This window comes from Enterobacter sp. BNK-34 (assembly GCF_048684445.1).
Taxonomy (GTDB): domain Bacteria; phylum Pseudomonadota; class Gammaproteobacteria; order Enterobacterales; family Enterobacteriaceae; genus Enterobacter; species Enterobacter pseudoroggenkampii.
On the sequence record NZ_JBLQUA010000001.1, the window covers coordinates 1,974,716 to 2,000,737 of the forward strand.

General features: G+C 54.8%; 21 protein-coding genes. 11 read left to right on the forward strand and 10 right to left on the reverse strand.

Annotated features, from left to right (window positions below):
• The first annotated feature begins 52 nt into the window (after positions 1-52).
• From aceE to lpdA, 3 genes are all read left to right on the forward strand, one after another.
• Positions 53-2,716, forward strand: coding sequence for a pyruvate dehydrogenase (acetyl-transferring), homodimeric type (gene aceE / locus ACMGG5_RS09580; protein ID WP_061715959.1), 2,664 nt, complete (start codon positions 53-55; stop codon positions 2,714-2,716).
• 14 nt (positions 2,717-2,730) lie between these two features.
• Positions 2,731-4,626, forward strand: coding sequence for a pyruvate dehydrogenase complex dihydrolipoyllysine-residue acetyltransferase (gene aceF, locus ACMGG5_RS09585; protein WP_032649787.1), 1,896 nt, complete (start codon positions 2,731-2,733; stop codon positions 4,624-4,626).
• A 175-nt stretch (positions 4,627-4,801) separates the two neighbouring features.
• Positions 4,802-6,226, forward strand: coding sequence for a dihydrolipoyl dehydrogenase (gene lpdA / locus ACMGG5_RS09590; protein ID WP_003856313.1), 1,425 nt, complete (start codon positions 4,802-4,804; stop codon positions 6,224-6,226).
• 52 nt (positions 6,227-6,278) lie between these two features.
• On the opposite strand, the gene ACMGG5_RS09595 is transcribed toward lpdA, so the two are convergent.
• Positions 6,279-7,070, reverse strand: a complete 792-nt coding sequence (locus tag ACMGG5_RS09595; protein WP_420277792.1) for a DUF2950 family protein — start codon at positions 7,068-7,070, stop codon at positions 6,279-6,281.
• 10 nt (positions 7,071-7,080) lie between these two features.
• Positions 7,081-8,643: a DUF3300 domain-containing protein gene (locus ACMGG5_RS09600; protein ID WP_061715958.1), complete on the reverse strand. Its 1,563-nt coding sequence runs from the start codon at positions 8,641-8,643 to the stop codon at positions 7,081-7,083.
• Positions 8,644-9,042: 399 nt separating this feature from the next.
• Between ACMGG5_RS09600 and acnB the strand changes: the two genes are divergently transcribed.
• Positions 9,043-11,640 (forward strand): bifunctional aconitate hydratase 2/2-methylisocitrate dehydratase, encoded by a 2,598-nt coding sequence (acnB, locus tag ACMGG5_RS09605; RefSeq protein ID WP_420277793.1) that lies wholly within the window; start codon positions 9,043-9,045, stop codon positions 11,638-11,640.
• 190 nt (positions 11,641-11,830) lie between these two features.
• Complete coding sequence (yacL, locus tag ACMGG5_RS09610; protein ID WP_024907483.1) at positions 11,831-12,193, forward strand: protein YacL; 363 nt, start codon at positions 11,831-11,833, stop codon at positions 12,191-12,193.
• Between the two features lie 31 nt (positions 12,194-12,224).
• On the opposite strand, the gene speD is transcribed toward yacL, so the two are convergent.
• The 3 genes from speD to ACMGG5_RS09625 form a co-directional block, all read right to left on the reverse strand.
• Positions 12,225-13,019: an adenosylmethionine decarboxylase gene (speD, locus tag ACMGG5_RS09615; RefSeq protein WP_023334531.1), complete on the reverse strand. Its 795-nt coding sequence runs from the start codon at positions 13,017-13,019 to the stop codon at positions 12,225-12,227.
• Positions 13,020-13,889, reverse strand: a complete 870-nt coding sequence (speE, locus tag ACMGG5_RS09620) for a polyamine aminopropyltransferase (RefSeq protein WP_420277794.1) — start codon at positions 13,887-13,889, stop codon at positions 13,020-13,022.
• 114 nt (positions 13,890-14,003) lie between these two features.
• Entirely contained in the window at positions 14,004-14,351 is a 348-nt protein-coding gene (locus ACMGG5_RS09625) for a YacC family pilotin-like protein (protein WP_014882582.1), read from the reverse strand.
• A 145-nt stretch (positions 14,352-14,496) separates the two neighbouring features.
• On the opposite strand from ACMGG5_RS09625, the gene cueO reads away from it, so the two are divergent.
• Positions 14,497-16,065, forward strand: a complete 1,569-nt coding sequence (gene cueO, locus ACMGG5_RS09630; RefSeq protein WP_420277795.1) for a multicopper oxidase CueO — start codon at positions 14,497-14,499, stop codon at positions 16,063-16,065.
• A 150-nt stretch (positions 16,066-16,215) separates the two neighbouring features.
• On the opposite strand, the gene ACMGG5_RS09635 is transcribed toward cueO, so the two are convergent.
• Positions 16,216-18,606: a glucose/quinate/shikimate family membrane-bound PQQ-dependent dehydrogenase gene (locus ACMGG5_RS09635; protein WP_090419026.1), complete on the reverse strand. Its 2,391-nt coding sequence runs from the start codon at positions 18,604-18,606 to the stop codon at positions 16,216-16,218.
• A 208-nt stretch (positions 18,607-18,814) separates the two neighbouring features.
• Between ACMGG5_RS09635 and hpt the strand changes: the two genes are divergently transcribed.
• Complete coding sequence (gene hpt / locus ACMGG5_RS09640; RefSeq protein ID WP_008501948.1) at positions 18,815-19,351, forward strand: hypoxanthine phosphoribosyltransferase; 537 nt, start codon at positions 18,815-18,817, stop codon at positions 19,349-19,351.
• 61 nt (positions 19,352-19,412) lie between these two features.
• On the opposite strand, the gene can is transcribed toward hpt, so the two are convergent.
• Positions 19,413-20,075 (reverse strand): carbonate dehydratase, encoded by a 663-nt coding sequence (gene can / locus ACMGG5_RS09645; protein ID WP_008501947.1) that lies wholly within the window; start codon positions 20,073-20,075, stop codon positions 19,413-19,415.
• 107 nt (positions 20,076-20,182) lie between these two features.
• On the opposite strand from can, the gene ACMGG5_RS09650 reads away from it, so the two are divergent.
• From ACMGG5_RS09650 to ACMGG5_RS09665, 4 genes are all read left to right on the forward strand, one after another.
• The gene (locus ACMGG5_RS09650; protein WP_008501946.1) at positions 20,183-21,109 is read left to right on the forward strand and encodes an ABC transporter ATP-binding protein; all 927 of its coding nucleotides are present in this window, start codon (positions 20,183-20,185) and stop codon (positions 21,107-21,109) included.
• A complete protein-coding gene (locus ACMGG5_RS09655; protein WP_023334536.1) occupies positions 21,106-21,876 on the forward strand; it encodes an ABC transporter permease in 771 nt (256 codons plus the stop codon). The genes ACMGG5_RS09650 and ACMGG5_RS09655 overlap by 4 nt, the downstream gene beginning before the upstream one ends.
• A gap of 104 nt (positions 21,877-21,980) precedes the next feature.
• Positions 21,981-22,421, forward strand: coding sequence for a PTS sugar transporter subunit IIA (locus ACMGG5_RS09660; protein ID WP_024907487.1), 441 nt, complete (start codon positions 21,981-21,983; stop codon positions 22,419-22,421).
• A gap of 65 nt (positions 22,422-22,486) precedes the next feature.
• Positions 22,487-23,734 carry a polysaccharide deacetylase family protein gene (locus ACMGG5_RS09665; protein ID WP_061715956.1) on the forward strand — a complete coding sequence of 416 codons (1,248 nt, stop codon included), beginning with the start codon at positions 22,487-22,489 and terminating at the stop codon, positions 23,732-23,734.
• A 1-nt stretch (position 23,735) separates the two neighbouring features.
• On the opposite strand, the gene ACMGG5_RS09670 is transcribed toward ACMGG5_RS09665, so the two are convergent.
• From ACMGG5_RS09670 to ACMGG5_RS09680, 3 genes are read right to left on the reverse strand one after another with little or no spacing between them, the layout of a single operon-like run.
• On the reverse strand, positions 23,736-24,812 hold the full coding sequence (locus ACMGG5_RS09670) for a fimbrial protein StkG (protein ID WP_248272723.1): 1,077 nt from the start codon (positions 24,810-24,812) through the stop codon (positions 23,736-23,738).
• Positions 24,813-24,820: 8 nt separating this feature from the next.
• Positions 24,821-25,429, reverse strand: a complete 609-nt coding sequence (locus tag ACMGG5_RS09675) for a fimbrial-like protein (protein WP_157188611.1) — start codon at positions 25,427-25,429, stop codon at positions 24,821-24,823.
• A 14-nt stretch (positions 25,430-25,443) separates the two neighbouring features.
• Positions 25,444-26,007, reverse strand: coding sequence for a fimbrial protein (locus ACMGG5_RS09680; protein ID WP_157188612.1), 564 nt, complete (start codon positions 26,005-26,007; stop codon positions 25,444-25,446).
• Positions 26,008-26,022 lie beyond the last annotated feature (15 nt).

Below are 26,022 nucleotides of genomic sequence, written 5' to 3' on the forward strand. Positions count from 1 at the left end.
ATGGGACAGGTTCCAGACAAATCAACGTATTAGATAGATAAGGAATACCCCCATGTCAGAACGTCTCCAAAATGACGTGGATCCGATCGAAACTCGCGACTGGCTACAGGCGATCGAATCGGTCATCCGTGAAGAAGGTGTTGAGCGCGCTCAGTATCTGATTGATCAGCTGCTTTCTGAAGCCCGCAAAGGCGGTGTGAAGGTTGCTTCAGGTGCAGGGGCTAGCAACTACGTAAACACGATTGCCGTCGAAGACGAACCGGAATACCCGGGCAATCTGGATCTGGAACGTCGTATCCGTTCTGCAATCCGCTGGAACGCCATCATGACCGTTCTGCGCGCCTCCAAGAAAGACCTGGAGCTGGGTGGCCACATGGCGTCCTTCCAGTCTTCTGCGACCGTTTACGAAGTGTGCTTCAACCACTTCTTCCGTGCAGCGAACGAGAAAGACGGCGGCGACCTGGTGTACTTCCAGGGCCACATCTCTCCGGGCATCTATGCACGTGCCTTCCTGGAAGGTCGTCTGACTGAAGAGCAGATGAACAACTTCCGTCAGGAAGTTCACGGTAAAGGTCTGTCTTCTTACCCGCACCCTAAACTGATGCCTGAATTCTGGCAGTTCCCGACCGTATCTATGGGTCTGGGCCCAATCGGTGCGATCTACCAGGCTAAATTCCTGAAGTATCTGGAACACCGTGGTCTGAAAGACACCTCTGAGCAGACCGTTTACGCCTTCCTGGGCGACGGCGAAATGGATGAGCCAGAATCTAAAGGTGCGATCACCATCGCAACCCGTGAGAAGCTGGACAACCTGTGCTTCATCATCAACTGTAACCTGCAGCGTCTGGATGGTCCGGTAACCGGCAACGGCAAGATCATCAACGAACTGGAAGGCATCTTCGCGGGTGCTGGCTGGAACGTGATCAAAGTCATGTGGGGCGGTCGTTGGGATGAGCTGCTGCGTAAAGACACCAGCGGTAAACTGATCCAGCTGATGAACGAAACCGTTGACGGTGACTACCAGACCTTCAAATCCAAAGACGGTGCCTACGTTCGTGAGCACTTCTTCGGCAAATACCCTGAAACCGCAGCCCTGGTTGCAGACTGGACTGATGAGCAGATCTGGGCCCTGAACCGCGGTGGTCACGATCCGAAGAAAGTCTACGCTGCACTGAAAAAAGCGCAGGAAACCAAAGGTAAAGCGACTGTAATCCTGGCCCACACCATCAAAGGTTACGGCATGGGTGATACCGCAGAAGGTAAAAACATCGCTCACCAGGTTAAGAAAATGAACATGGACGGCGTGCGTTATATCCGCGACCGTTTCAACGTTCCAGTGACCGATGAGCAGGTAGAAAACCTGTCTTACATCACCTTCCCGGAAGGTTCTGAAGAGCATAAGTACCTGCACGAACGTCGTCAGGCGCTGAAAGGCTACCTGCCAGCTCGTCAGCCAAACTTCACCGAGAAGCTGGAACTGCCAGCGCTGGAAGACTTCTCTCAGCTGCTGGAAGAGCAGAACAAAGAGATCTCTACCACTATCGCTTTCGTTCGTGCCCTGAACGTGATGCTGAAGAACAAGTCGATCAAAGATCGTCTGGTTCCAATCATCGCCGACGAAGCGCGTACTTTCGGTATGGAAGGTCTGTTCCGTCAGATCGGTATCTACAGCCCGAACGGCCAGCAGTACACCCCGCAGGACCGTGAGCAGGTTGCATACTACAAAGAAGACGAGAAAGGTCAGATCCTGCAGGAAGGTATCAACGAGCTGGGCGCAGGCGCATCCTGGCTGGCTGCTGCGACTTCTTACAGCACCAACAACCTGCCGATGATCCCGTTCTACATTTACTACTCCATGTTCGGGTTCCAGCGTATCGGTGACCTGTGCTGGCAGGCAGGCGACCAGCAGGCTCGCGGCTTCCTGGTAGGTGGTACTTCCGGTCGTACGACCCTGAACGGTGAAGGTCTGCAGCACGAAGATGGCCACAGCCACATTCAGTCTCTGACTATCCCTAACTGTATCTCTTACGACCCGTCTTACGCATACGAAGTGGCAGTCATCATGCATGACGGTCTGCAGCGCATGTACGGTGAAGCGCAAGAGAACATTTACTACTACATCACCACCCTGAACGAAAACTACCACATGCCGGCAATGCCAGCAGGTGCCGAGGAAGGTATCCGTAAAGGTATCTACAAACTCGAAACCATTGAAGGTAGCAAAGGTAAAGTTCAGCTGCTGGGCTCCGGTTCTATCCTGCGTCACGTACGTGAAGCAGCGCAGATCCTGGCGAAAGACTACGGTGTCGGTTCCGATGTGTACTCTGTTACCTCCTTCACTGAGCTGGCGCGTGATGGCCAGGATTGTGAGCGCTGGAACATGCTGCACCCAATGGAAACCCCACGCGTTCCGTACATCGCTCAGGTGATGAACGACGCGCCAGCGGTGGCGTCTACTGACTATATGAAACTGTTCGCTGAGCAGGTTCGTACTTACGTTCCAGCTGATGATTATCGCGTTCTGGGTACTGACGGCTTCGGTCGTTCTGACAGCCGCGAAAACCTGCGTCACCACTTCGAAGTTGATGCTTCTTACGTGGTTGTAGCAGCACTGGGCGAACTGGCTAAACGTGGCGAAATCGATAAGAAAGTGGTTGCAGACGCAATCACCAAATTCAACATCGATGCAGAAAAAGTTAACCCGCGTCTGGCGTAAGAGGTAAAAGAATAATGGCTATCGAAATCAATGTACCGGACATCGGGGCTGATGAAGTTGAAATCACCGAGATCCTGGTCAAAGTTGGCGACAAAGTTGAAGCTGAACAGTCGCTGATCACCGTAGAAGGCGACAAAGCCTCTATGGAAGTCCCGTCTCCTCAGGCTGGCATCGTTAAAGAGATCAAAGTCTCTGTTGGCGATAAAACCGAGACCGGCAAACTGATCATGATTTTCGATTCCGCCGACGGTGCAGCAGCTGCTGCACCTGCGCAGGAAGAGAAGAAAGCCGCTCCGGCCGCCGCTGCTCCAGCAGCTGCCGCGAGCGCGAAAGAAGTGAACGTGCCTGACATCGGCGGTGACGAAGTTGAAGTCACTGAAATCCTGGTGAAAGTGGGCGACACCGTTGCGGCCGAGCAGTCACTGATCACCGTAGAAGGCGACAAAGCCTCTATGGAAGTGCCAGCGCCGTTCGCCGGTACCGTTAAAGAGATCAAGATCAACACCGGTGACAAAGTGTCTACTGGCTCCCTGATTATGGTCTTCGAAGTGGCGGGTGCAGAAGGCGCTGCCGCGCCTGCACAGGCCGCTGCTCCGGCTCCAGCCGCAGCACCAGCCGCTGCTGGCGGCGCGAAAGACGTTAACGTACCGGACATCGGCGGTGACGAAGTTGAAGTCACCGAAGTGATGGTGAAAGTGGGCGACAAAGTTGCCGCTGAACAGTCACTGATCACCGTTGAAGGCGACAAGGCTTCTATGGAAGTCCCTGCGCCGTTCGCGGGTACGGTTAAAGAGATCAAAATCAGCACCGGCGACAAAGTGTCTACCGGCTCTCTGATCATGGTCTTCGAAGTGGAAGGCGCTGCGCCTGCCGCAGCTCCGGCTGCCGCGGCTGCTCCAGCACCTGCTGCTGCGCCGGCTCAGGCTGCTAAACCAGCCGCTGCCCCTGCTGCTAAAGCAGAAAAATCTGAGTTCGCTGAAAACGACGCTTACGTCCACGCTACCCCGCTGATTCGTCGCCTGGCGCGCGAATTCGGTGTGAACCTGGCGAAAGTAAAAGGGACTGGCCGTAAGGGGCGTATCCTGCGCGAAGACGTTCAGACCTACGTGAAAGACGCGGTGAAACGTGCCGAAGCTGCACCAGCTGCAGCCGCTGGCGGCGGTATCCCGGGCATGCTGCCATGGCCGAAAGTGGACTTCAGCAAGTTCGGCGAAATCGAAGAAGTGGAGCTGGGCCGTATCCAGAAAATCTCTGGTGCGAACCTGAGCCGTAACTGGGTGATGATCCCGCACGTTACGCACTTTGATAAGACCGATATCACCGATCTGGAAGCGTTCCGTAAACAGCAGAACGCCGAAGCCGAGAAGCGCAAACTGGACGTGAAATTCACCCCAGTGGTCTTCATCATGAAAGCGGTTGCTGCGGCTCTGGAACAGATGCCACGCTTCAACAGCTCCCTGTCCGAAGACGGTCAGAAGCTGACGCTGAAGAAATACATCAACATCGGTGTTGCGGTTGATACGCCAAATGGTCTGGTTGTTCCGGTCTTCAAAGACGTGAACAAGAAGAGCATTACCGAGCTGTCCCGTGAACTGACCGTGATCTCCAAGAAAGCGCGTGATGGTAAGCTGACTGCCGGCGAAATGCAGGGCGGCTGCTTCACTATCTCCAGCATCGGCGGCCTGGGTACTACCCACTTCGCGCCGATTGTGAACGCGCCGGAAGTGGCTATCCTCGGTGTGTCCAAGTCCGCGATGGAGCCGGTGTGGAATGGCAAAGAGTTCGTACCGCGTCTGATGATGCCAATCTCTCTGTCCTTCGACCACCGCGTAATCGACGGTGCTGATGGTGCGCGTTTCATCACCATCATCAACAACATGCTGAGCGACATTCGCCGCCTGGTGATGTAATCGAAAAGCCGGCCAGTCGGCCGGCTTTTTTCTGATAATCTCATGGGGTTTGTGAGGTTATTGGCGAAAGCGACAATTCGTGAGCCGTTTGTTGTTTCAAAATTGTTAACAATTTTGTAAACTGCGGGCGGATAGAACGACCCGGTGGACGACGGGTATAAATTAAGAGGTCATGATGAGCACAGAAATCAAAACTCAGGTCGTAGTACTTGGGGCAGGCCCGGCAGGTTACTCCGCAGCATTCCGCGCCGCGGATTTAGGTCTGGAAACCGTCATCGTAGAGCGTTACAGCACCCTCGGCGGTGTTTGTCTGAACGTCGGCTGTATCCCTTCTAAAGCGCTGCTGCACGTAGCGAAAGTTATCGAAGAAGCCAAAGCGCTGGCTGAACACGGTATCGTCTTCGGCGAGCCGAAAACCGATATCGACAAAATTCGTACCTGGAAAGAGAAAGTTATCACTCAGCTGACCGGCGGTCTGGCGGGTATGGCCAAAGGCCGTAAAGTGAAAGTGGTAAACGGTCTGGGTAAATTCACCGGTGCGAACACCCTGGAAGTGGAAGGCGAAAACGGCAAAACCGTGATCAACTTCGATAACGCGATCATCGCGGCAGGCTCTCGCCCAATCGAACTGCCATTCATTCCGCATGAAGATCCACGCGTGTGGGATTCCACCGATGCGCTGGAGCTGAAAACCGTTCCTAAGCGTCTGCTGGTTATGGGCGGCGGTATCATCGGTCTGGAAATGGGTACCGTGTACCATGCGCTGGGTTCAGAGATCGACGTGGTTGAAATGTTCGACCAGGTTATCCCGGCTGCCGACAAAGACATCGTTAAGGTCTTCACCAAACGCATCAGCAAGAAATTTAACCTGATGCTGGAAACTAAAGTGACTGCCGTTGAAGCGAAAGAAGACGGTATTTACGTTTCCATGGAAGGCAAAAAAGCCCCATCCGAACCACAGCGTTACGACGCCGTGCTGGTGGCTATCGGCCGTGTGCCGAACGGTAAAAACCTCGACGCGGGCAAAGCCGGTGTGGAAGTGGACGACCGTGGCTTTATCCGCGTTGACAAACAGCTGCGCACCAACGTGCCGCACATCTTTGCTATCGGCGATATCGTCGGTCAGCCAATGCTGGCGCACAAAGGTGTTCACGAAGGTCACGTTGCCGCTGAAGTTATCGCCGGCATGAAGCATTACTTCGATCCGAAAGTGATCCCATCTATCGCGTACACCGAGCCAGAAGTGGCATGGGTAGGTCTGACCGAGAAAGAAGCGAAAGAGAAAGGCATCAGCTACGAAACCGCCACCTTCCCGTGGGCTGCTTCTGGCCGTGCTATCGCTTCCGACTGCGCAGACGGTATGACCAAACTGATCTTCGACAAAGAGACTCACCGCGTGATCGGTGGTGCGATTGTCGGTACCAACGGCGGCGAGCTGCTGGGTGAAATCGGTCTGGCTATCGAAATGGGCTGTGACGCTGAAGACATCGCGCTGACCATCCACGCTCACCCGACTCTGCACGAGTCCGTGGGCCTGGCGGCAGAAGTGTTTGAAGGTAGCATCACCGACCTGCCGAACGCGAAAGCGAAGAAGAAATAAGTTTCTTCAGATGAAAAAAGCGGCCTCAGGCCGCTTTTTTTATGCGCTAGGTTCAGGGGGCCACAGGCTGCCAGGTTTTATCAGGACTATAGGCGGTTAACGCCCGAGCTTTCTGCTCAGAATCGCTGCCGAGATCGGACTGATACACCTTATCATCCTGATTTATCACAAAGCTCATGACGCCCGTCTGACCATAGCTGACTGGCCAGGCCACCATCGCGAAACCGTTATTATCCGGCAGGATGCGGAAACGATAGCCGTGATAACCGGTACCCGGCTCTTTTGGGCTAAATGCCGGTCCGAGCGGACTGGGCGCTTCGCCGGGAGAGGCGGGCCAGTACAAACCGTCTTTTTTCCCTTTCGAGCTGACAATCTTCTGCGCGAATTTCTGGTTCATCGCAAAGTAGCTTTGCTGCGCATCAACATAGGCATGTAAGGCTTCAATGGCGGCAAGTTCGTTACGCCCGATTTCGCGGGTCAGGATCTCTTCGGCCCCTTCTTTGATATCGAATTGCCAACCGGCAGAGGTTTTGATCACCGGGATAGGAAGCTGCCAGCTGTTGTCACCGACAACCAGATGCGCCGTATCCCCTTCGACAACCGTGTTATGACGGACTTTCCAGTCGCGAAGGAAACGATCGACGGCATCCGGGTCAACGCCTTCAGGGGGCAGAAAATCGCGCCAGTTCTCTCCAAGCAGGTTGCTCATCGCGCGCTCATTATGCTCACTAATGGCTTTGGTCAGCGCATCGGTTGCCTGATCGGGGGTGCTAAAGGATTGCTGCGCCATCACCGAAGCCGAAAGCATGAACAACACCATGCCACTGAGTAGTTTACTTTTCATGTCGGTTCCCTTAGCGATGTCGAATTTCACGGCGTTCAGCGCGTCCACCAGACGCCTGACGTGGCTGCTGCTGGCGAGCCGCAAGCTGTCTGCTTTGCGCACCGCGCTGCTGCTGCGCCTGCCAGTTCGCGGAGCGGCTGTCGTTGCCGCTCAGCGCATTGGCCCGGGGCTGGCTGTTTCGCTGCTGGAGAGCGCGTTGCTGCGCCGGCTGCGAACCCCGTTTCTCTTGTCTCTGCGCGGTGGTCTGGCGATTTTCTCGCTGCTGCGTGGCGGTTCGCTTCGTCGTCTGCGGTTTGGTGTCGTAGCCACGGTAGTTATTGCGCTGCGAAATCTGCTTCAGCTGTTCACTTGAGGCCTGACGCTGCACATCTTTCGTACCGGGACGCGCCGTTTGGGGGAAAGTTTTGCCCGTGGACTTCTCCATCTGGCTCAGGGCAGCCTGACGCTGGCTATCGCGGTTAACCGGTTTTTGCTGCGTTGAGCTTAGTCCGGTAGCCGTGCTGGTGGAGTGGAAACGGTTGTTGAGCTGGCTAGTCGGATAAGGCACGCCTTCACGATAGGCTGGGTTATGCTGCCAGGTACGGTTGGCGTCCGTCAGACGCTGCCCGCTGATTTTATTGAAGTTCTCAACGTTGATATTGATGTTGTTATCACCGTTGCGGTTATAGCCGCCGTGATTATCCCAGTCGTCATGGTGATGATCCCAGTCATCGTCATCATCCCAGTCGATGTTGCTGAAGATGGCATAGGTTGTGGCGACGCCCAGGCTGAAGCCTAAGCCGTTGACGAAGCTGTTGCCAAACTGCTCCCCGGGTGTAGGCGGGAGATAAGTAGGTGGATAGGCGGTGTTTGGCCAGGTCCCGTAAACCGTATTGGGGTTATAGGTAGGGACGTAAACAACCTGCGGATCGGCAGATTCAATTTTGATTACCGTTGGGGCCGGCGCGGGCGTTGCTGCTGTGGTTGTCGTTGTCTCGGTGGTGCTGGTTTTCGCTGGTGCCGGTTTTGTCACGGTGGTGACCGTCTGCTGAGGCGTGGATTGCAAAGCGCCGGTCTTTTGCGCCAGCGCGCGCAGGCGTTGAACGGAATCCATTACGTCCTTCGGCTGCGCGAGAAACGCATCGCCCAGATTTTGTACCCACGGCGGGTTTTCACCCATCAGGGACATGAGCTGAGGAAACGCGACCAGCGATTTTACGCTGGGATCCCAGGGCTGGCTGGCAACGGCCTGAATGGCGGCATCCCCTTCCATTTTAGGGTTGTCTTTTGACCACTGCGCCGCCTGGATCACGTTGGCCGGGTAAGTCGAGGCCATCAGGATTTGCGACAGCAGGGCATCCGGGTAGAGCGCGATGGGAGCAACCCACTGATCGATTTGCGCGGCAGTATAGGTTGGCGCGACAACAGGAGCGGGCTGGGTTGCGGCAGGCGCAGGTGCCGCCGGTTGTTGAGCGACGGGGGCCGGCGCAACGGGTTCCGTTGCACGACTTTTGACAAACATGACGCCTGAGGCGGCAAGCAGCCCGGCACTGCACAGAAGGACGAGCAGATGTGGCTTAAAGGGCAACTTCATAAAATGACTCCAACGAGACAAGCGCTGTGCCGTGAGGCGTTACGGTTGGCGTGAGTATTATTCACCCGTCTTTTACTGTTTTGACTTTTATTGGGAAGCGTCCGGTACGTCCGGATAAAGATTGTGAGTATTTATTACACAATTATATCTGATGGAAAAAAAACTGATGCGTCACGGTGCATAAGAAACCGTATAACGATGCCCAAAATCGTCGCTACACCATGCTTAACGATTCAGCAAATTTTTTAATGTTGCTTTTTTGTAAACGGATTAACACTGTGCAGAAATCCTGCTATGCTGCCCGACGCGGTATCGGGCATTTACCCTACAAACTGCTGTCTCACAGGAGCGTGAAGAGAACGCCCGCCGCATATGACAATGAGAGCGAGGAGAACCGTCGTGCTAGAAGAATACCGTAAGCACGTAGCAGAACGTGCCGCCGAGGGAATTGTACCCAAACCTTTAGATGCAACCCAAATGGCCGCGCTCGTCGAGCTGCTGAAGAACCCGCCTAAGGGCGAAGAAGAATTCCTGTTAGATCTGCTGATCAACCGCGTACCGCCTGGCGTAGATGAAGCTGCCTACGTAAAAGCCGGATTCCTTGCTGCTATCGCCAAAGGCGAAGCCACCTCCCCACTGGTTACTCCTGAAAAAGCCATTGAACTGCTCGGCACCATGCAGGGTGGTTACAACATTCATCCGCTGATTGACGCGCTGGATAACGACAAGCTGGCACCGATTGCCGCTAAAGCGCTCTCTTCCACGCTGCTGATGTTCGATAACTTCTACGATGTAGAAGAAAAAGCCAAAGCAGGCAACGTCTATGCGAAGCAGGTGATGCAGTCCTGGGCGGATGCCGAATGGTTCCTGAACCGTCCTGCGCTGGCTGAAAAAATCACCGTTACCGTCTTCAAAGTGACCGGTGAAACCAACACCGATGACCTCTCTCCGGCACCGGACGCGTGGTCTCGCCCGGATATCCCTCTGCACGCCCTGGCGATGCTGAAAAACGCCCGTGAAGGCATTGAGCCGGATCAGCCTGGCAGCGTTGGCCCGATCAAACAGATCGAAGCCCTGCAGAAAAAAGGGTTCCCGCTGGCCTACGTGGGTGACGTTGTAGGTACCGGTTCTTCCCGTAAGTCCGCCACCAACTCCGTGCTGTGGTTCATGGGCGACGACATTCCGCACGTGCCAAACAAACGCGGCGGCGGCCTGTGCCTTGGCGGCAAAATTGCACCGATCTTCTTCAACACCATGGAAGATGCGGGCGCCCTGCCGATCGAAGTGGACGTCTCCAACCTGAACATGGGCGACGTGATTGACGTTTACCCGTACAAAGGTGAAGTGCGTAACCACGAAACTAACGAGCTGTTGGCGAGCTTTGAGCTGAAAACCGACGTGCTGATCGACGAAGTGCGTGCCGGTGGCCGTATTCCGCTGATCATCGGCCGTGGCCTGACCACCAAAGCGCGTGAAGCGCTGGGTCTGCCGCACAGTGATGTATTCCGTCACGCGAAAGACGTGGTGGAAAGCAATCGCGGTTACTCTCTGGCGCAGAAAATGGTCGGTCGCGCCTGCGGCGTCGCCGGTGTTCGTCCTGGCGCATACTGCGAGCCGAAGATGACCTCCGTAGGCTCTCAGGACACCACTGGCCCAATGACCCGTGACGAACTGAAAGACCTGGCGTGCCTGGGCTTCTCTTCCGATCTGGTGATGCAGTCCTTCTGCCACACTGCGGCGTATCCGAAGCCGGTTGACGTAACCACGCACCACACGCTGCCAGACTTCATCATGAACCGCGGCGGCGTTTCCCTGCGTCCGGGCGACGGCGTAATTCACTCCTGGCTGAACCGCATGCTGCTGCCGGATACCGTGGGTACCGGCGGTGACTCCCATACCCGTTTCCCAATCGGTATCTCCTTCCCGGCGGGCTCCGGTCTGGTGGCGTTTGCTGCGGCGACGGGCGTGATGCCGCTGGATATGCCGGAATCGGTGCTGGTGCGCTTCAAAGGTAAAATGCAGCCGGGTATCACCCTGCGCGACCTGGTTCACGCGATCCCGCTGTATGCGATTAAACAGGGTCTGCTGACCGTTGAGAAGAAAGGGAAGAAAAACATCTTCTCTGGCCGTATCCTGGAAATCGAAGGTCTGCCGGATCTGAAGGTTGAGCAGGCGTTCGAGCTGACCGATGCCTCCGCTGAGCGTTCAGCTGCGGGCTGTACCATCAAGCTGAACAAAGAGCCGATTATTGAGTATCTGAACTCTAACATCGTGCTGCTGAAGTGGATGATCGCAGAAGGCTACGGCGACCGTCGTACGCTGGAGCGTCGTATCCAGGGCATGGAGAAATGGCTGGCCGATCCGCAACTGCTGGAAGCTGATGCTGACGCAGAGTACGCGGCGGTGATCGACATCGATCTGGCGGATATCAAAGAGCCAATCCTGTGTGCACCGAACGATCCGGACGACGCGCGTCCGCTGTCTGAGGTTCAGGGCGAGAAGATCGACGAAGTGTTCATCGGATCCTGCATGACCAACATCGGTCACTTCCGTGCGGCCGGTAAGCTTCTGGATACCCACAAAGGCCAGCTGCCAACCCGTCTGTGGGTGGCGCCGCCAACCCGTATGGATGCGGCTCAGCTGACCGAAGAGGGCTACTACAGCGTGTTTGGTAAGAGCGGGGCGCGTATCGAAATTCCTGGCTGTTCCCTGTGCATGGGCAACCAGGCGCGCGTAGCCGACGGTGCGACGGTGGTTTCCACCTCTACCCGTAACTTCCCGAACCGTTTAGGTACCGGTGCGAACGTCTTCCTGGCCTCTGCGGAGCTGGCGGCGGTTGCGGCGCTGATTGGCAAACTGCCAACGCCGGAAGAGTACCAGACCTTTGTGGCTCAGGTGGATAAGACCACGGTGGATACCTATCGCTATCTGAACTTCGACCAGCTCTCTCAGTACACCGAGAAGGCCGACGGGGTTATCTTCCAGACGGCGGTATAAACAGCAAAACCGTCTCCACGAGACGGTTTTTAGTGTTTGCACCCTCTCCCGTGGGAGAGGGACGGGGTGAGGGCATCAGGCCGCAGGGTCTTGCTCTCACCTTTTTATTTTCATTCCTCCCACCTCTCACGCTTTTTTTCTTCCTCGCTGCTGCGATAATTACCTTAATGGCTTTGCAGAGGAAAACACTATGGATTACGAATTTCTGCGCGACATCACCGGAGTGGTGAAAGTGCGTATGTCGATGGGCCACGAAGCCGTTGGACACTGGTTTAACGAAGAGGTGAAAGAAAATCTCGCACTTCTTGATGAGGTTGAACAGGCGGCAAATACGGTGAAAGGCAGTGAACGCTCCTGGCAGCGCGCCGGTCATGAATACACGCTGTGGATGGACGGTGAAGAGGTCATGGTGCGCGCCAACCAGCTCGAGTTTTCAGGTGACGAGATGGAGGAGGGGATGAGCTACTATGATGAAGAAAGTCTGTCGATGTGCGGCGTGGAAGACTTCCTTCAGGTGGTGCATGCCTACCGCGAGTTTATGAAACAGCGGTAACTTTCCGAAGCGTCCCTGCTCCGGGCAACACTTACACGGCCGGAATATTACGGCCGTAGTAGATCTCGCGCATTTCTTTCCAGAGCAGGTCGGTAATCGCCTTACGCTCTTCTTCGCTCAAATCTTCCGGCTTCGTGTGGAACATATAGTGCTTAAGGTCGAATTCCTTAAGTAACATCTTGGTATGGAAGATGTTTTCCTGGTACACGTTCACGTCCATCATGTCATACAGCGATTTCATGTCGTCGGACATGAAGTTCTGAATAGAGTTGATTTCGTGGTCGATGAAGTGCTTCATACCGTTGATATCACGAGTAAAACCGCGCACGCGGTAATCAATCGTGACGATATCCGATTCCAGCTGATGGATGAGATAGTTCAGCGCGTTCAGCGGGGAAATCACGCCGCAGGTCGACACTTCAATATCGGCGCGGAACGTACACAGCCCACCTTCCGGGTGACTCTCCGGGTAGGTATGGACGCAGATATGGCTTTTATCCAGGTGGGCAACAACCACTTCCGGCAGCGGGCCCGGATGTTCCGTTTTGTCGATAAGCTTGGGATCGACCGGCTCTTCGCTGACCAGGATGGTCACGCTGGCGCCCTGGGGTTCATAATCCTGTCGGGCGATGTTCAGGATGTTGGCGCCGATAATGGAACAGGTTTCTGACAGGATCTCGGTCAGACGGTTGGCGTTGTAGAGTTCGTCGATATAGGCGATGTAACCATCGCGTTCTTCCGCTGTTTTGGCATAGCAGATATCGTAAATACAAAAACTCAGGCTTTTCGTCAGGTTGTTAAAGCCATGCAGTTTAAGCTTTTTCAATTAGCTCACCCCCTTAGTGGATAATGCGTCTTGCAGGTACTGCGGCAGAGCAAACGCTGCGGTATGAATAGCCGGATTGTAGTATCGGCACTGAAGACCGGCCTGGTGGAAGCGGGCCTGAATAATTTCGGTGGAGAGATGACGTAATACGTCGTTATCCGTCGCCCAGGCAAAGGTCATGATCCCGCCGTAGTACGTCGGAATAGCGGCCTGATAGAAGCTGACATCATCGAAATAGGTGCTGAGCTTACGATGGCTATCCAGCGCTTCATCCTGCTGCAGGAAGCAGACGCCATTTTGGGCGACGAAGATCCCGCCCGGGTTCAGGCAGCGCTTGCAGCCCTCGTAGAAGGAGGAGGTAAACAGTGACGCGCCGGGGCCGATAGGGTCGGTGCAGTCGGAGATGATCACGTCAAAGGTCTGCGAGGTCTGGTTAACGAAGTTAACGCCGTCGTCAATCACCAGGCTAAAGCGCGGATCGTCATAGCTGCCGGCATTGTGGTTGGGCAGGTACTGGCGGCAGAAAGAGACGACGCCCGCATCGATTTCCACCATGGTGATGGTTTCAATGGAACGATGGCGGGAAACTTCACGCAGCATTGCGCCGTCGCCACCGCCGATAATCAGGACATGCTTCGCGTGGCCGTGCGCCAGCAGCGGGACGTGGGTCATCATCTCATGATAGATAAACTCATCTCGCTCGGTGGTTTGCACGACGCCGTCCAGCGCCATGACGCGGCCAAAGGCAGCATTCTCGAAGATGATCAGATCCTGGTGATCGGTTTTCTCATGATAGAGCACGTTATCAACGGCAAAGTGCTGACCAAACTGGTCATGCAAGGTTTCATGCCACAACGTGTGGTCGGCCATAGCGAACTCCTCCTGTGTAAACATCCGTTACGCTCACAAAAAATGAGCGAAACATGATAGCTAACTCTAACCGCGGTTGCACGGTCAGAGGTTCAACGGGGGGCGTCGGGAAGGTTATTTGACGTAGGCGAGCAGGCTGAGTGAGTCGCGAGCCAGCGCTTTGCATTTTTTGGCAGTGGGAATACCAATACCGCTTAGGTCGCGGTAGCTGTCTTCGCCGAGCGCCTTCATGTCGAAGCTGTCGTAGTTGCTGAGATCCCACTGGTTCTGCTGGGCAAAAAAGACCAGCGCGCGGCGAATTTGCCCGTTGGGTAAATTCTGGTAGCCGCAATCATTTTTCAGGAATACAAAAACCGCCGTTAAATCGGCCATATCTTCCGCTTCATTTTCACTTAGCGCATAGCTGTTCGCACACATTGCCATCAGGCTACCGAACAAAATTGTCCTGAAAAACGTCTTCATTGCTTCTACCACTTCTTCACGGAAAATTAACGTTAGCATACTTGATGCCAGTGCGACGATCTTTATTATTGCCGCTTGACTTGACCTTCCGGTAAGGGGAGGGTTTATGCTCAAAAGATCGCCTGCTGGAAATAAGGAAATGAACATGCAACGTCGTGATTTTTTAAAATATTCCGTGGCGCTGGGTGCTGCCAGCGCATTGCCTCTCTGGAGCCGCGCGGTTTTCGCGGCTGACAGGCCTGCCTTACCCATCCCTGACTTGCTGACCGCGGATGCCCGTAGCCGTATCAAGCTTGTTGTTCAGTCCGGCAACACGCTGTTCGGTGCGCACAACGCCACGACCTGGGGGTATAACGGCAATCTGCTCGGCCCGGCGCTGCAGCTGCGCAAAGGGAAGACGGTGACGGTGGATATCCACAACACGCTTGCCGAAGAGACGACGCTGCACTGGCACGGGCTGGAAGTGCCGGGCGAGGTAGACGGCGGGCCGCAGGGCGTCATCAAAGCGGGCGGCACGCGCAGCGTCACCTTTACGCCCGACCAGCGCGCGGCGACCTGCTGGTTCCATCCGCATCAGCATGGCAAAACGGGCCATCAGGTGGCGATGGGGCTGGCGGGGCTGGTGCTGATTGAAGACGACGAAAGTCGCCTGCTGCGCCTGCCGAAACAGTGGGGCATCGACGACGTACCGGTGATTGTGCAGGACAAGAAATTCACCGCGGACGGGCAAATTGACTACCAGCTGGACGTGATGAGCGCGGCGGTAGGCTGGTTTGGCGACACGCTGTTGACCAACGGCGCCATTTATCCTCAGCACGCCGCACCCAAAGGCTGGCTGCGCCTGCGTCTGCTCAACGGCTGTAACGCGCGTTCGCTGAACTTCGCCGCCAGCGATAAGCGTCCTCTGTACGTGGTCGCCAGCGACGGCGGCCTGCTGCCGGAGCCGGTGAAAGTAAGCGAACTGCCGATGCTGATGGGCGAGCGCTTCGAGGTGCTGGTGGATATCAGCGACGGCAAGGCGTTTGATCTTGTGACCCTGCCGGTTAGCCTGATGGGGATGGCGGTCGCACCGTTTGACAAGCCGCATCCGGTGCTGCGTATTCAGCCGTTACTGGTGACCGCTTCCGGCACGCTGCCTGATACGTTAACCACTCTGCCGGCACTTCCGTCGCTTGATGGGCTTACGCAACGCAAGCTGCAGCTCTCCATGAACCCAATGCTCGATATGATGGGCATGCAGGCGCTGATGGCGAAATATGGCGATAAGGCGATGGCGGGGATGCATCACGGGCAGATGATGGGTCATATGAATATGGACCACGGCAAAATGGGCGGCATGGGGAACATGGATCACGGCGACCATGGCTTTGATTTTCACAACGCCAATATGATTAACGGCAAAGCGTTCGACATGAACACGCCGATGTTTGCTGCGACAAAGGGTCAGTTTGAGCGCTGGGTGATTTCGGGCGAAGGGGACATGATGCTGCATCCGTTCCACATTCACGGTACGCAGTTCCGCATTCTCTCAGAAAACGGTAAAGCGCCGGACGCGCATCGCGCGGGCTGGAAAGATACGGTGAGAGTGGAAGGTGGCGTCAGCGAGGTGCTGGTGAAGTTTGACCACGACGCGCCGAAGGAGTTTGCCTATATGGCGCACTGCCATCTGCTGGAGCATGAAGATACGGGGATGATGCTGGGCTTTACCGTATAAAAAAGCCGGATGGTCGCAGGTGCGGCCTGATGCCCTCACCCTGACCCTCTCCCACCTGGAGAGGGAACAAACACAAAAACGGCAACCGAAGTTGCCGTTTTGCATTTTTCCGTAGGCCGGGTAAGGCGTAGCCGCCACCCGGCTTTTCAGTTACTTACTTTCATCAGGCAGCGCATACGCGACGATATAGTCGCCCATCTTCGTGCCAAACGAACCGTGACCACCTGCAGAGATGACAACGTACTGCTTGCCATTTACTTCATAGGTCATCGGCGTAGCCTGTCCGCCAGCCGGCAGACGGCCTTGCCACAGTTTTTCACCGTTGGTCATGTTGTACGCGCGCAGGTAGTTATCTGCGGTTGCCGCGATGAACAGCACGTTACCGGCGGTGGAAATTGGGCCACCCAGCATCGGCATACCCATATTAAACGGCACCGGAACCGGCATCGGGAACGGCATGCTGTCCTGCGGGGTACCAATACGTTTTTTCCACACGATCTGATTGGTTTTCAGATCCAGGCCGGAGATATAACCCCAGGCAGGCTGTTTACACGGCAGGCCAAACGGCGACAGGAACGGGTTCAGCGTTACGCCGAACGGTACGCCATACTGCGGCTGAATACCGGCTTCGGTACCGCTGCCTTTCGCGTCTTTCGGCTGCTCCATTGGGTTGCCCGGACCGCGTGGGATCAGACGGGAAACGAACGGCAGCGCCATTGGGTTGGCAATCGCGACCTGACGGTTCGGGTCAACGGAGATCCCGCCCCACTCGAACATCCCCAGGTTACCCGGGAAGACCAGCGTGCCCTGCTCAGAAGGCGGCGTGAAGATGCCTTCATAGCGCAGCTGATGGAACATCACGCGGCACACCAGCTGGTCAAACATGGTGGCACCCCACATGTCTGCCCCGCTGAGGTCTTTCTTCGGACGGAAGCTCAGATCGGAGAACGGCTGGGTTTTGCTAACGTAATCGCCTTTCGCCGCGCCCTGCGGAACCGGTTTTTCCGGTGCCGGCACAACCAGCTTGCCGTTGCTGCGATCCAGAACGAAGATGTTGCCGGTCTTGGCCGGGGCGTAAATCACCGGAACGGTTTTGCCGTCAACGGTAATGTCCGCCAGCGTCGGCTGGGACGGCATATCCATATCCCACAGATCGTGGTGTACGGTCTGATAGCTCCAGGCCAGCTTACCGGTGGTCGCGTTCAGCGCCACGATAGCGCTGGCGTAACGTTCCTGCTCCGGCGTGCGGTTACCGCCCCAGATATCTGGCGTAGTAACGCCCATCGGCAGGTAGACCAGGTCCAGCTTCGCGTCATACGCAGCCGGGGCCCAGGAGTTTGGCGAGTTAAAGGTAAAGGTGTGCTCGTCCGACGGGATCGCGTTTGGATCTTTCGCGCCCGGGTCAAAGGCCCACAGCAGTTTACCGGTGTTCACGTCGAAACCGCGGATAACGCCGGAGGTTTCACGCGTGGAGAAGTTATCCGTTACCGAACCGGCAATCACGATGGTTTTATCGGTGATGATCGGCGGCGAGGTTGGCTCATACAGACCCGGCGTGGTGTCCGGCATGTTGGTCTGCAAATTCAGGATACCTTTGTTGGCAAAGGTTTCGCACAGCTTGCCCGTTTCGGCATTGATGGCGAACAGACGGCCATCGTTGACCGGCAGCATGATGCGGCGCGGACAGTCGGCAACCACTTCCGGGCTCGCATTGTCGGCACGCGCTTCGTGGTAAGAGACGCCGCGGCAGGTGACGTGCTGGAAGGACGGGTTGGAGTTCAGCTGCGGATCGAAGTGCCATTTCTCTTTACCCGTGGCCGCGTCGAGCGCGAACAGACGCTGGTGCGCCGTACACAGATAAAGCATATCGCCGACTTTAATTGGCGTCACTTCGTTGGTCAGCTCGCCCGGATCGTTCGGCATCTTCAGGTCGCCGGTACGGAATACCCAGGCTTCTTTCAGGTTCTTAACGTTGTCCGCGTTGATCTGCTTCAGCGGAGAGTAGCGTTGACCTTCCTGATTACGACCATAGGCAGGCCAGTCGCCGTCCGCCACCTGCGAGATAGCCGCCGCAGGCGTCGATTCTGCGTTCAGCGTACCGTTGATCTCCTGCGGGTCGTTAAAACCGGCCCAGGTCAGAATGCCGCCGGTAATCAGCAGGGCAACAACCAGGCCCGCCACAGCACCGCTGGAAGGCACAATCAGGCGACGCCACACGAACGGCAGGATCAGCCAGATACCGAAGAAGACCAGGATGTCGCTGCGCGGCGTCAGCGCCCAGAAGTCAAAGCCGACTTCCCAGACGCCCCAGATCATGGTGGCAAGAAGGAGTGCGGCATACAGCCACAGTGCAGATTGTTTTCTACGCCAGAGCAGGACGGTTACGCCAAGCATAACCAGGCCCGCAATCGGGTAGTACCAGGAGCCGCCGATCGCGACCAGCCAGACGCCACCGATTAACAGATACAGCGCGCAGAAGGCTGCGAACGCCGCTGTTAATGTTACCAGTAGACGCGGCTGTTTAGAGTTTGTTTCAGCCATAGAAAGTGTACTCGTCAGTTTTTGTTAATAATTTGCTAGCAACTAATTATAGGTATTAACAAGTGTGATCGGAATCACAATATTTGCTTTTTATAACTCATACGCCAGGGTTATCCATTTGCTGATATAATGGCTGGCTTGCGTATCAGTGCTGGATATTAACTCATCCGTATTGAGAGATTTTCATCAAAATCATTTGGTTAGTAATATGAAACATACTGTTGAAGTGATGATCCCGGAAGCCGAGATCAAAGCGCGTATCGCCGAACTGGGTCGTCAAATCACCGAACATTACAAGGACAGCGGCAGCGAAATGGTGCTGGTCGGTCTGTTGCGCGGCTCTTTCATGTTCATGGCGGACCTGTGCCGTGAAGTGCATGTGCCCCATGAGGTCGATTTTATGACCGCCTCCAGCTACGGCAGCGGCATGTCCACCACCCGTGATGTGAAAATCCTGAAAGATCTGGATGAAGATATTCGTGGCAAAGATGTGTTGATCGTGGAAGACATCATCGACTCCGGCAACACGCTGTCAAAAGTGCGCGAGATCCTGAGCCTGCGTGAGCCAAAATCGCTGGCGATTTGCACCCTGCTGGATAAGCCTGACCGCCGTGAAGTGCAGGTGCCGGTAGAGTTTGTCGGTTTCTCTATCCCGGACGAGTTCGTCGTCGGTTACGGTATTGACTACGCGCAGCGCTATCGCCATCTGCCGTATGTTGGGAAAGTGGTATTGCTGGACGAGTAATTGCGGGCTGATGCCCTCACCCCGGCCCTCTCCCACAGGGAGAGGGAGAAAATCCCCGGCTTTATTTATGGTTCACATGCTTAAGCTGAAGGTTGGCAATTCCCGAACGGTAACGTTGCTCCAGCGTTTCCCGGTTGGTGGCAGTCACTTCCAGATTGCGCAGCAGACCGTCGTGAATGCCGTACGCCCAGCCGTGGATCGAGACCTTCTGCCCGCGTTTCCACGCCGATTGCATGATCGTTGAGTGGCCCAGGTTATACACCTGCTCCATCACGTTGAGTTCGCACAGGGTATCCATGCGACGCTCCTGCGGCATTTCGCCCAGCAGTGAGCTATGTTTGAACCAGATGTCGCGGATGTGCAGCAGCCAGTTATCAATGAGCCCCAGTTCCGTGTTTTCAACCGCCGCCTGCACGCCGCCGCAGCCGTAGTGGCCGCAAATGATGATGTGCTCGACTTGCAGAACATCCACGGCATACTGAACAACAGAAAGACAGTTGAGATCGGTGTGAATCACCAGGTTAGCCACGTTGCGGTGAACAAACAGTTCGCCGGGCTCGAGGCCGGTCAGGCGCTCCGCCGGTACGCGGCTGTCGGAGCATCCAATCCAGAGAAAGCGTGGGTTTTGCGCCTGCGCGAGTTTTCCAAAAAATCCGGGGTCTTCCTCCACCAGCATTTTTGACCATAGTGCATTGTTGCTGATGAGTGTATCTATGTTGTTCATGGAGGTTAGCGACCTGTAACCGAGTAATTGCGTTGCGCTACTATAGGGTAACCCGACTTTTAATGAAACCACACAACGTGTGTCAGAACGGAAGGTAAGTTAATTTCATGGCAATTGCACTGGAGCTTGAGCAGCTTAAAAAAACCTATCCGGGCGGCGTTCAGGCGCTGCGCGGAATAGATCTAAAAGTAGAGGCCGGTGATTTTTATGCGCTTCTGGGGCCGAACGGGGCGGGGAAATCGACCACCATTGGGATCATCAGTTCGCTGGTCAATAAAACCTCCGGCCGGGTGAGCGTCTTTGGTTATGACCTGCAAAAAGATGTGGTGAACGCCAAGCGCCAGCTGGGTCTGGTGCCGCAGGAGTTCAACTTCAATCCGTTTGAAACGGTGCAGCAGATCGTCGTTAACCAGGCGGGTTATTACGGCGTCGAGCGTAAAGAGGCTCTGGAGCGGAGCGAAAAATACCTTAAGCAGCTCGATCTGTGGGAAAAGCGTAACGAACGCGCGCGGATGTTGTCCGGCGGGATGAAGCGCCGCCTGATGATTGCCCGCGCGCTGATGCACGAGCCAAAGCTGCTGATCCTCGATGAGCCGACGGCGGGCGTCGATATTGAACTTCGTCGTTCCATGTGGGGCTTCCTGAAAGATCTCAACGACAAGGGAACCACCATTATTTTGACCACCCACTACCTTGAAGAGGCTGAAATGCTGTGCCGCAACATCGGCATCATTCAGCACGGCGAGCTGGTGGAAAACACCTCGATGAAAAACCTGCTCTCCAAGCTGAAATCAGAAACCTTCATTCTCGATCTGGCGGCAAAAAGTCCACTGCCGAAGCTGGAAGGGTATCAGTATCGTCTTGTCGATACCTCGACGCTGGAAGTGGAAGTGCTGCGCGAGCAGGGCATCAACAGCGTGTTCTCACAGCTGAGCGCGCAGGGTATTCAGGTCTTAAGTATGCGTAACAAAGCGAACCGACTGGAAGAGCTGTTTGTCTCTCTGGTGCAGGATAAACAAGGAGACAAGGCATGACGCATCTTTACTGGGTCGCGCTGAAAAGCATCTGGGCGAAAGAGATTAACCGCTTTATGCGCATCTGGGTGCAAACCCTGGTGCCGCCAGTCATTACGATGACTCTGTACTTCATTATTTTCGGTAACCTGATAGGTTCCCGGATTGGTGAGATGCACGGCTTTACCTATATGCAGTTTATCGTGCCGGGCCTGATTATGATGGCGGTGATCACCAACGCCTATGCCAACGTGGCGTCGTCATTCTTCAGCGCCAAGTTCCAGCGCAACATCGAAGAGCTGCTGGTCGCGCCGGTACCGACGCACGTTATTATCGCCGGCTATGTCGGCGGCGGCGTGGCGCGCGGGCTGTGCGTGGGGATCCTGGTCACGGCGATTTCGCTGTTCTTCGTGCCGTTCCAGGTGCACTCGTGGCTGTTTGTGGCTCTGACGCTGCTCCTGACGGCGATCCTGTTCTCGCTGGCCGGTCTGCTGAACGCCGTGTTCGCCAAAACGTTTGACGACATCAGCCTGATCCCGACCTTCGTGCTGACGCCGTTGACTTATCTTGGCGGGGTGTTCTACTCCCTGACGCTGCTGCCACCGTTCTGGCAGGCGCTGTCGCACCTGAATCCGATTGTCTACATGATCAGCGGCTTCCGTTTTGGCTTCCTCGGTATCACTGACGTGCCGCTGTTTACCACGGTGGCGGTGCTGGTGGTGTTCATCATCGCCTTCTACCTGCTGTGCTGGTATCTGATCCAGCGCGGGCGCGGTCTGCGCAGCTAATCTTTTGCCCGGCGACATTCTGTTTGCCGGGCACTTTCTTTGACAGTTATCACCGAAAGCTAACCTTCACTCCGCTAAACTACTTGCCTGCTAAGGAGAGAGTTATGCTGGGATGGGTTATCACCTGCCACGATGAACGGGCGCAGGACATGCTGGACAAGCTTGAAGCCAGATTTGGCCCGCTGGCGCAATGCCGGGCGGTAAATTACTGGCGCGGGTTGAGCACTAACATGCTGAGCCGCATGATGTGCGATGCCCTGCATGAAACGGACACCGGTGATGGCGTGATTTTTTTGACCGATAAATCGGGCGCGGCGCCTTACCGCGCAGCCGCTTTGCTGAGCCATAAGCATGATTGCTGTGAGGTGATCTCGGGCATCAGCCTTCCATTACTTGAAGCGATGTATCCGCAGCGTGAAACGTTAACCAGCGCCGGGTTCCGAAACGCTATCGTCGCGCAGGGTACACCGGACGTCAGCAGCTTGTGGCATCAGCAGCAAAAAAATCCTCCTTTCGTCCTGCTCCATGATCTGTATAAGAATTAAACGTTGGTATTGATGTCGCTTTTGCTACAATGGCATAAGTATTTCCGCTTCGAATAAGACCCCTCATGTTCACGCGTATTGTTTTTCTGTTGTTGATGTTCGTGTCCGGCACTTCTTCTGCCAGTTTATTAAGTCAGCAAAGAATGCCTGCTCAATATATGCAAACCACCGAAGATGCGGCGATTTGGGCGCAGGTCGGCAACAGCGTCATTAACGTCGGCAATGTGCGGGCAGGGCAGATCCTTGCGGTGGTACCTGCGGCGGCGGACTACTATGAATTCCGCTTCGGATTTGGCACGGGATTTATCGACAAGGGACACCTGGAGCCGGTGCAGGGTAAACAGCGCGTCGAGGATGGGCTGGGAGATCTAAATAAACCGCTGAGCAATCAAAACCTGATAACGTGGAAAGACACGCCCGTTTATAATGCCCCGAACAACGGTAGCGCACCCTTCGGCACCCTGAGCAGCAATCTGCGCTATCCGATCCTGAACAAGCTTAAAGACCGGCTGAATCAGACCTGGTTCCAGATCCGCATCGGCAACCGCCTGGCGTGGATCAGCAGCCTGGACGCGCAGGAAGATAATGGTATTCCGGTCATTACCTATCACCATATTTTGCGCGACGAGGAGAACACCCGTTTCCGCCATACCTCCACGACCACCAGCGTGCGGGCATTCAGCAACCAGATGACCTGGCTGCGCGATCAGGGCTATACCACACTGACGATGTACCAGCTGGAAGGGTATGTGCGTAACAAAATGAACCTGCCGGCGAAATCGGTGGTAATTACCTTCGACGACGGCCTGAAGTCCGTTAACCGCTATGCTTACCCGATCCTCAAAGCGTATGGCTTTAAGGCGACGGCGTTTATTATCTCCTCGCGCATCAAGCGCCATCCGCAAAAATGGGCGCCGAAATCCCTGCAGTTTATGAGCGTGTCGGAACTGGAGCAGATGCATGACGTTTTCGACTATCAGTCCCACACGCACTTCCTGCACCGCGTTGACGACAACCATCAGCCCATTCTACTGAGCCGCAGCTACCACAATATTTTATTTGATTTTAAGCGCTCGCGACGGGATCTGGCGCAGTTTAACCCGCACGTGCTTTACCTCTCGTATCCGTTCGGCGGCTACGACGATAAGGCGATTAAAGCCGCGAATGACGCCGGGTTTCATCTGGCGGTGACGACGGTACGCGGGAAGGTCAAACCGGGGGATAATCCGTTCTTACTGAAGCGACTGTATATCTTAAGAACGGATTCGCTGGAGACGATGTCGCGGCTGATCAGCAATCAGCCGCAGGGGTAGTTTACTCGTAGGTTATCTGGAAGGTAACAGAGGTACCGAAAGTCCCGACGGTCACAGGTTCGCTGCCGATTTTAACCAGTTGAGCCCAAAGGGTTCTGTCTACAAAATTCACAGGGTCCACTCCAATCACTTCGCCCACAGCAAGGGTTCGCGCATAGCTATCAGCTGGAACAGGATAGTTATCACCCTGATTATCGAGAATCCTGACGCCGACGCCTCCTGCCGCGGTTACTCCACTATTACCTTCAACGGCGTTAGTAAAATACTTTTTATCTGAGGTGGTATGAGTGGATGATAATGTATATTCAACCTTCACTGTATTTATACATGTCCCCGTAATCTGAAACCCGACTTTGGTGGTATTACCGTTTTCGACTTCTGCAGGATACCAGTCCCCCAGATTCACCGTTGTCGGGGCGCGTAATGCACACGTTGGACGGTTTAAGGGAATACTGAATGACATCTGGGACATATTCACCAGTGGACGTGGATGGTCATCTTTTGTTGTCCCATTAGGGTTACCAATAATAATTTGACCGATAGGGCCACTGCTCGCGGTCAGGAAATTCTCATCTGCGGGTACACCTGTGAACCCATTTGTCTGCCAAATTTCCATACGAACGTGCCAGTTTTTCTCATCAAGAAGCCCATAGTCATACCCGATGATACCTGTCCTATAAAATTCGTTCGCGTTTGGGGGGAACCATGCCGTTACGCCATTACCATCCGGGAAAAACGCCAGCGTGTAGTAAATCCCTGGGATGTTTGTACGAAAAGCGGCTTTGCCATCAATGCTCGTCTCCTCCATCGCATTATCGGTTAACTGATAAACATCTCCGCCGTCATCGCCGCCTGCGCAGTGCGATCTTAACGTCGGTGTTGTCTCCATAATGATCGTGGAGCTGATCTGCGTTGGGGCGGTTACCATGCCCACGGGCAGGGGGGTAATCACCGGTTGTGTACCCGGGGACATAATTAACACATCGTCATGCCCGTAAAACTTACATTCGTATGCATGCGTCGCGCCTGAAATCCCGAGCGTGATAAACGCTAATATAGTGAGTAGCTTCTTCATCATAAATCCCTTTATTCGTAGCTCACATTCACCAGCACGCTGCTCATCACTGCGCCGCTGGTGACGGTTCCCACATTCTGATAGCGTGCGTAAAATCCATAATCCTTTATATAGCTCTCACTGCTTCCAGCAGCGTCGTAAATAACGTTAGACGTACCGTCACTTTTCAAAACGTTCTTTTTGTATTTTTCAGAGAAAATAACGATACCCACATTTTCAGCTGCGCCGGCTATCACATCGTTTTTAAACACCTGGTTTTGGTTACTCCAGAAACCATTCTGCGGTGAAAAACTAAATTTCAATTGGTTAATATCTGCACCCTCTCCACCGCTCGCGTAGCAGTTATCTACGTGAATAGTAAAGGGTGTGCCTGCTTCATCATCGGTCGGCGTTAAACGGTCGCTCTTATCGCTGTTATAAAACCAGTCTCGCGCAACGGTAGGCAAATAGATCTCCCCGCCGTTTTCGACGCTGAGCTGGCATGTATTGTTAACAATATTTGCCGTCAGGTTGACATCAATACCTGAACCTGCCTGGCTTACGCCAGGCAGAGTGCTACCAGCCAGACCGATAAGCAACATCAGACCGGGCTGGTGTAAAGTAAACGGTGATTGTTGCATAGTGGTTCCTGGAATTATTGATAGGCGATGGTGAACGTGACCGGTGCAGTAACGGCACCTGTGCCAACATCAGCAATGGTTTGACCCTGGCCTACTACGATGCGGGAATTCATTGGAAATTCACCGATGCCATTAGAAATGGTGACTTCTTGTGCTGCCGGAGGGGTGTTGCAGCTCATGAGTAGCCCAGTATCGACAACGCCTGACCAGATTTCAAAGCCAGTTGCTAAGCCACCTGAGTAGGAGTCACCGTTCTTACCTGTGCCACTGCACTCTCCACCAGCGCCTTTTGCGGCTGCTACTGTTGCCTTCGTGACACCAGAACAGTTGGTGAAGGCAATCTTGAGTGGTTCAACGCGAGTTTTGTTAACCAGGTCAGATTTGAAAACATCACCAAAGCTGATTTCTGTCGTCTCAGTGCCAGCATTGTTAACTAATTTTGCTGTGCAGGTACCTGATGTAACGGTTGTCACAAAGGTCATTTCGACGCTGCCGGTTCCAGTAATTGCCGCGTTTGCCATTCCAGAGAAAAAAATGGCAGAAACGGACAGGGCGATAAAAGCTGAGTTAAATTTCATAATATTGCTCCGTTT

Bases quoted from the DNA above. Each gene is read 5' to 3' on its own strand.
- ACMGG5_RS09670 (WP_248272723.1), bottom strand. From the start codon at position 24,812: ATGATGAAGAAGCTACTCACTATATTAGCGTTTATCACGCTCGGGATT.
- aceF (WP_032649787.1), top strand. From the start codon at position 2,731: ATGGCTATCGAAATCAATGTACCGGACATCGGGGCTGATGAAGTTGAA.
- speE (WP_420277794.1), bottom strand. From the start codon at position 13,889: ATGGCCGACCACACGTTGTGGCATGAAACCTTGCATGACCAGTTTGGT.
- yacL (WP_024907483.1), top strand. From the start codon at position 11,831: ATGGATTACGAATTTCTGCGCGACATCACCGGAGTGGTGAAAGTGCGT.
- ACMGG5_RS09600 (WP_061715958.1), bottom strand. From the start codon at position 8,643: ATGAAGTTGCCCTTTAAGCCACATCTGCTCGTCCTTCTGTGCAGTGCC.
- hpt (WP_008501948.1), top strand. From the start codon at position 18,815: ATGAAACATACTGTTGAAGTGATGATCCCGGAAGCCGAGATCAAAGCG.
- ACMGG5_RS09660 (WP_024907487.1), top strand. From the start codon at position 21,981: ATGCTGGGATGGGTTATCACCTGCCACGATGAACGGGCGCAGGACATG.
- ACMGG5_RS09625 (WP_014882582.1), bottom strand. From the start codon at position 14,351: ATGAAGACGTTTTTCAGGACAATTTTGTTCGGTAGCCTGATGGCAATG.
- ACMGG5_RS09655 (WP_023334536.1), top strand. From the start codon at position 21,106: ATGACGCATCTTTACTGGGTCGCGCTGAAAAGCATCTGGGCGAAAGAG.
- ACMGG5_RS09635 (WP_090419026.1), bottom strand. From the start codon at position 18,606: ATGGCTGAAACAAACTCTAAACAGCCGCGTCTACTGGTAACATTAACA.
- lpdA (WP_003856313.1), top strand. From the start codon at position 4,802: ATGAGCACAGAAATCAAAACTCAGGTCGTAGTACTTGGGGCAGGCCCG.
- cueO (WP_420277795.1), top strand. From the start codon at position 14,497: ATGCAACGTCGTGATTTTTTAAAATATTCCGTGGCGCTGGGTGCTGCC.
- ACMGG5_RS09650 (WP_008501946.1), top strand. From the start codon at position 20,183: ATGGCAATTGCACTGGAGCTTGAGCAGCTTAAAAAAACCTATCCGGGC.
- can (WP_008501947.1), bottom strand. From the start codon at position 20,075: ATGAACAACATAGATACACTCATCAGCAACAATGCACTATGGTCAAAA.
- ACMGG5_RS09665 (WP_061715956.1), top strand. From the start codon at position 22,487: ATGTTCACGCGTATTGTTTTTCTGTTGTTGATGTTCGTGTCCGGCACT.
- ACMGG5_RS09675 (WP_157188611.1), bottom strand. From the start codon at position 25,429: ATGCAACAATCACCGTTTACTTTACACCAGCCCGGTCTGATGTTGCTT.
- aceE (WP_061715959.1), top strand. From the start codon at position 53: ATGTCAGAACGTCTCCAAAATGACGTGGATCCGATCGAAACTCGCGAC.
- ACMGG5_RS09680 (WP_157188612.1), bottom strand. From the start codon at position 26,007: ATGAAATTTAACTCAGCTTTTATCGCCCTGTCCGTTTCTGCCATTTTT.
- ACMGG5_RS09595 (WP_420277792.1), bottom strand. From the start codon at position 7,070: ATGAAAAGTAAACTACTCAGTGGCATGGTGTTGTTCATGCTTTCGGCT.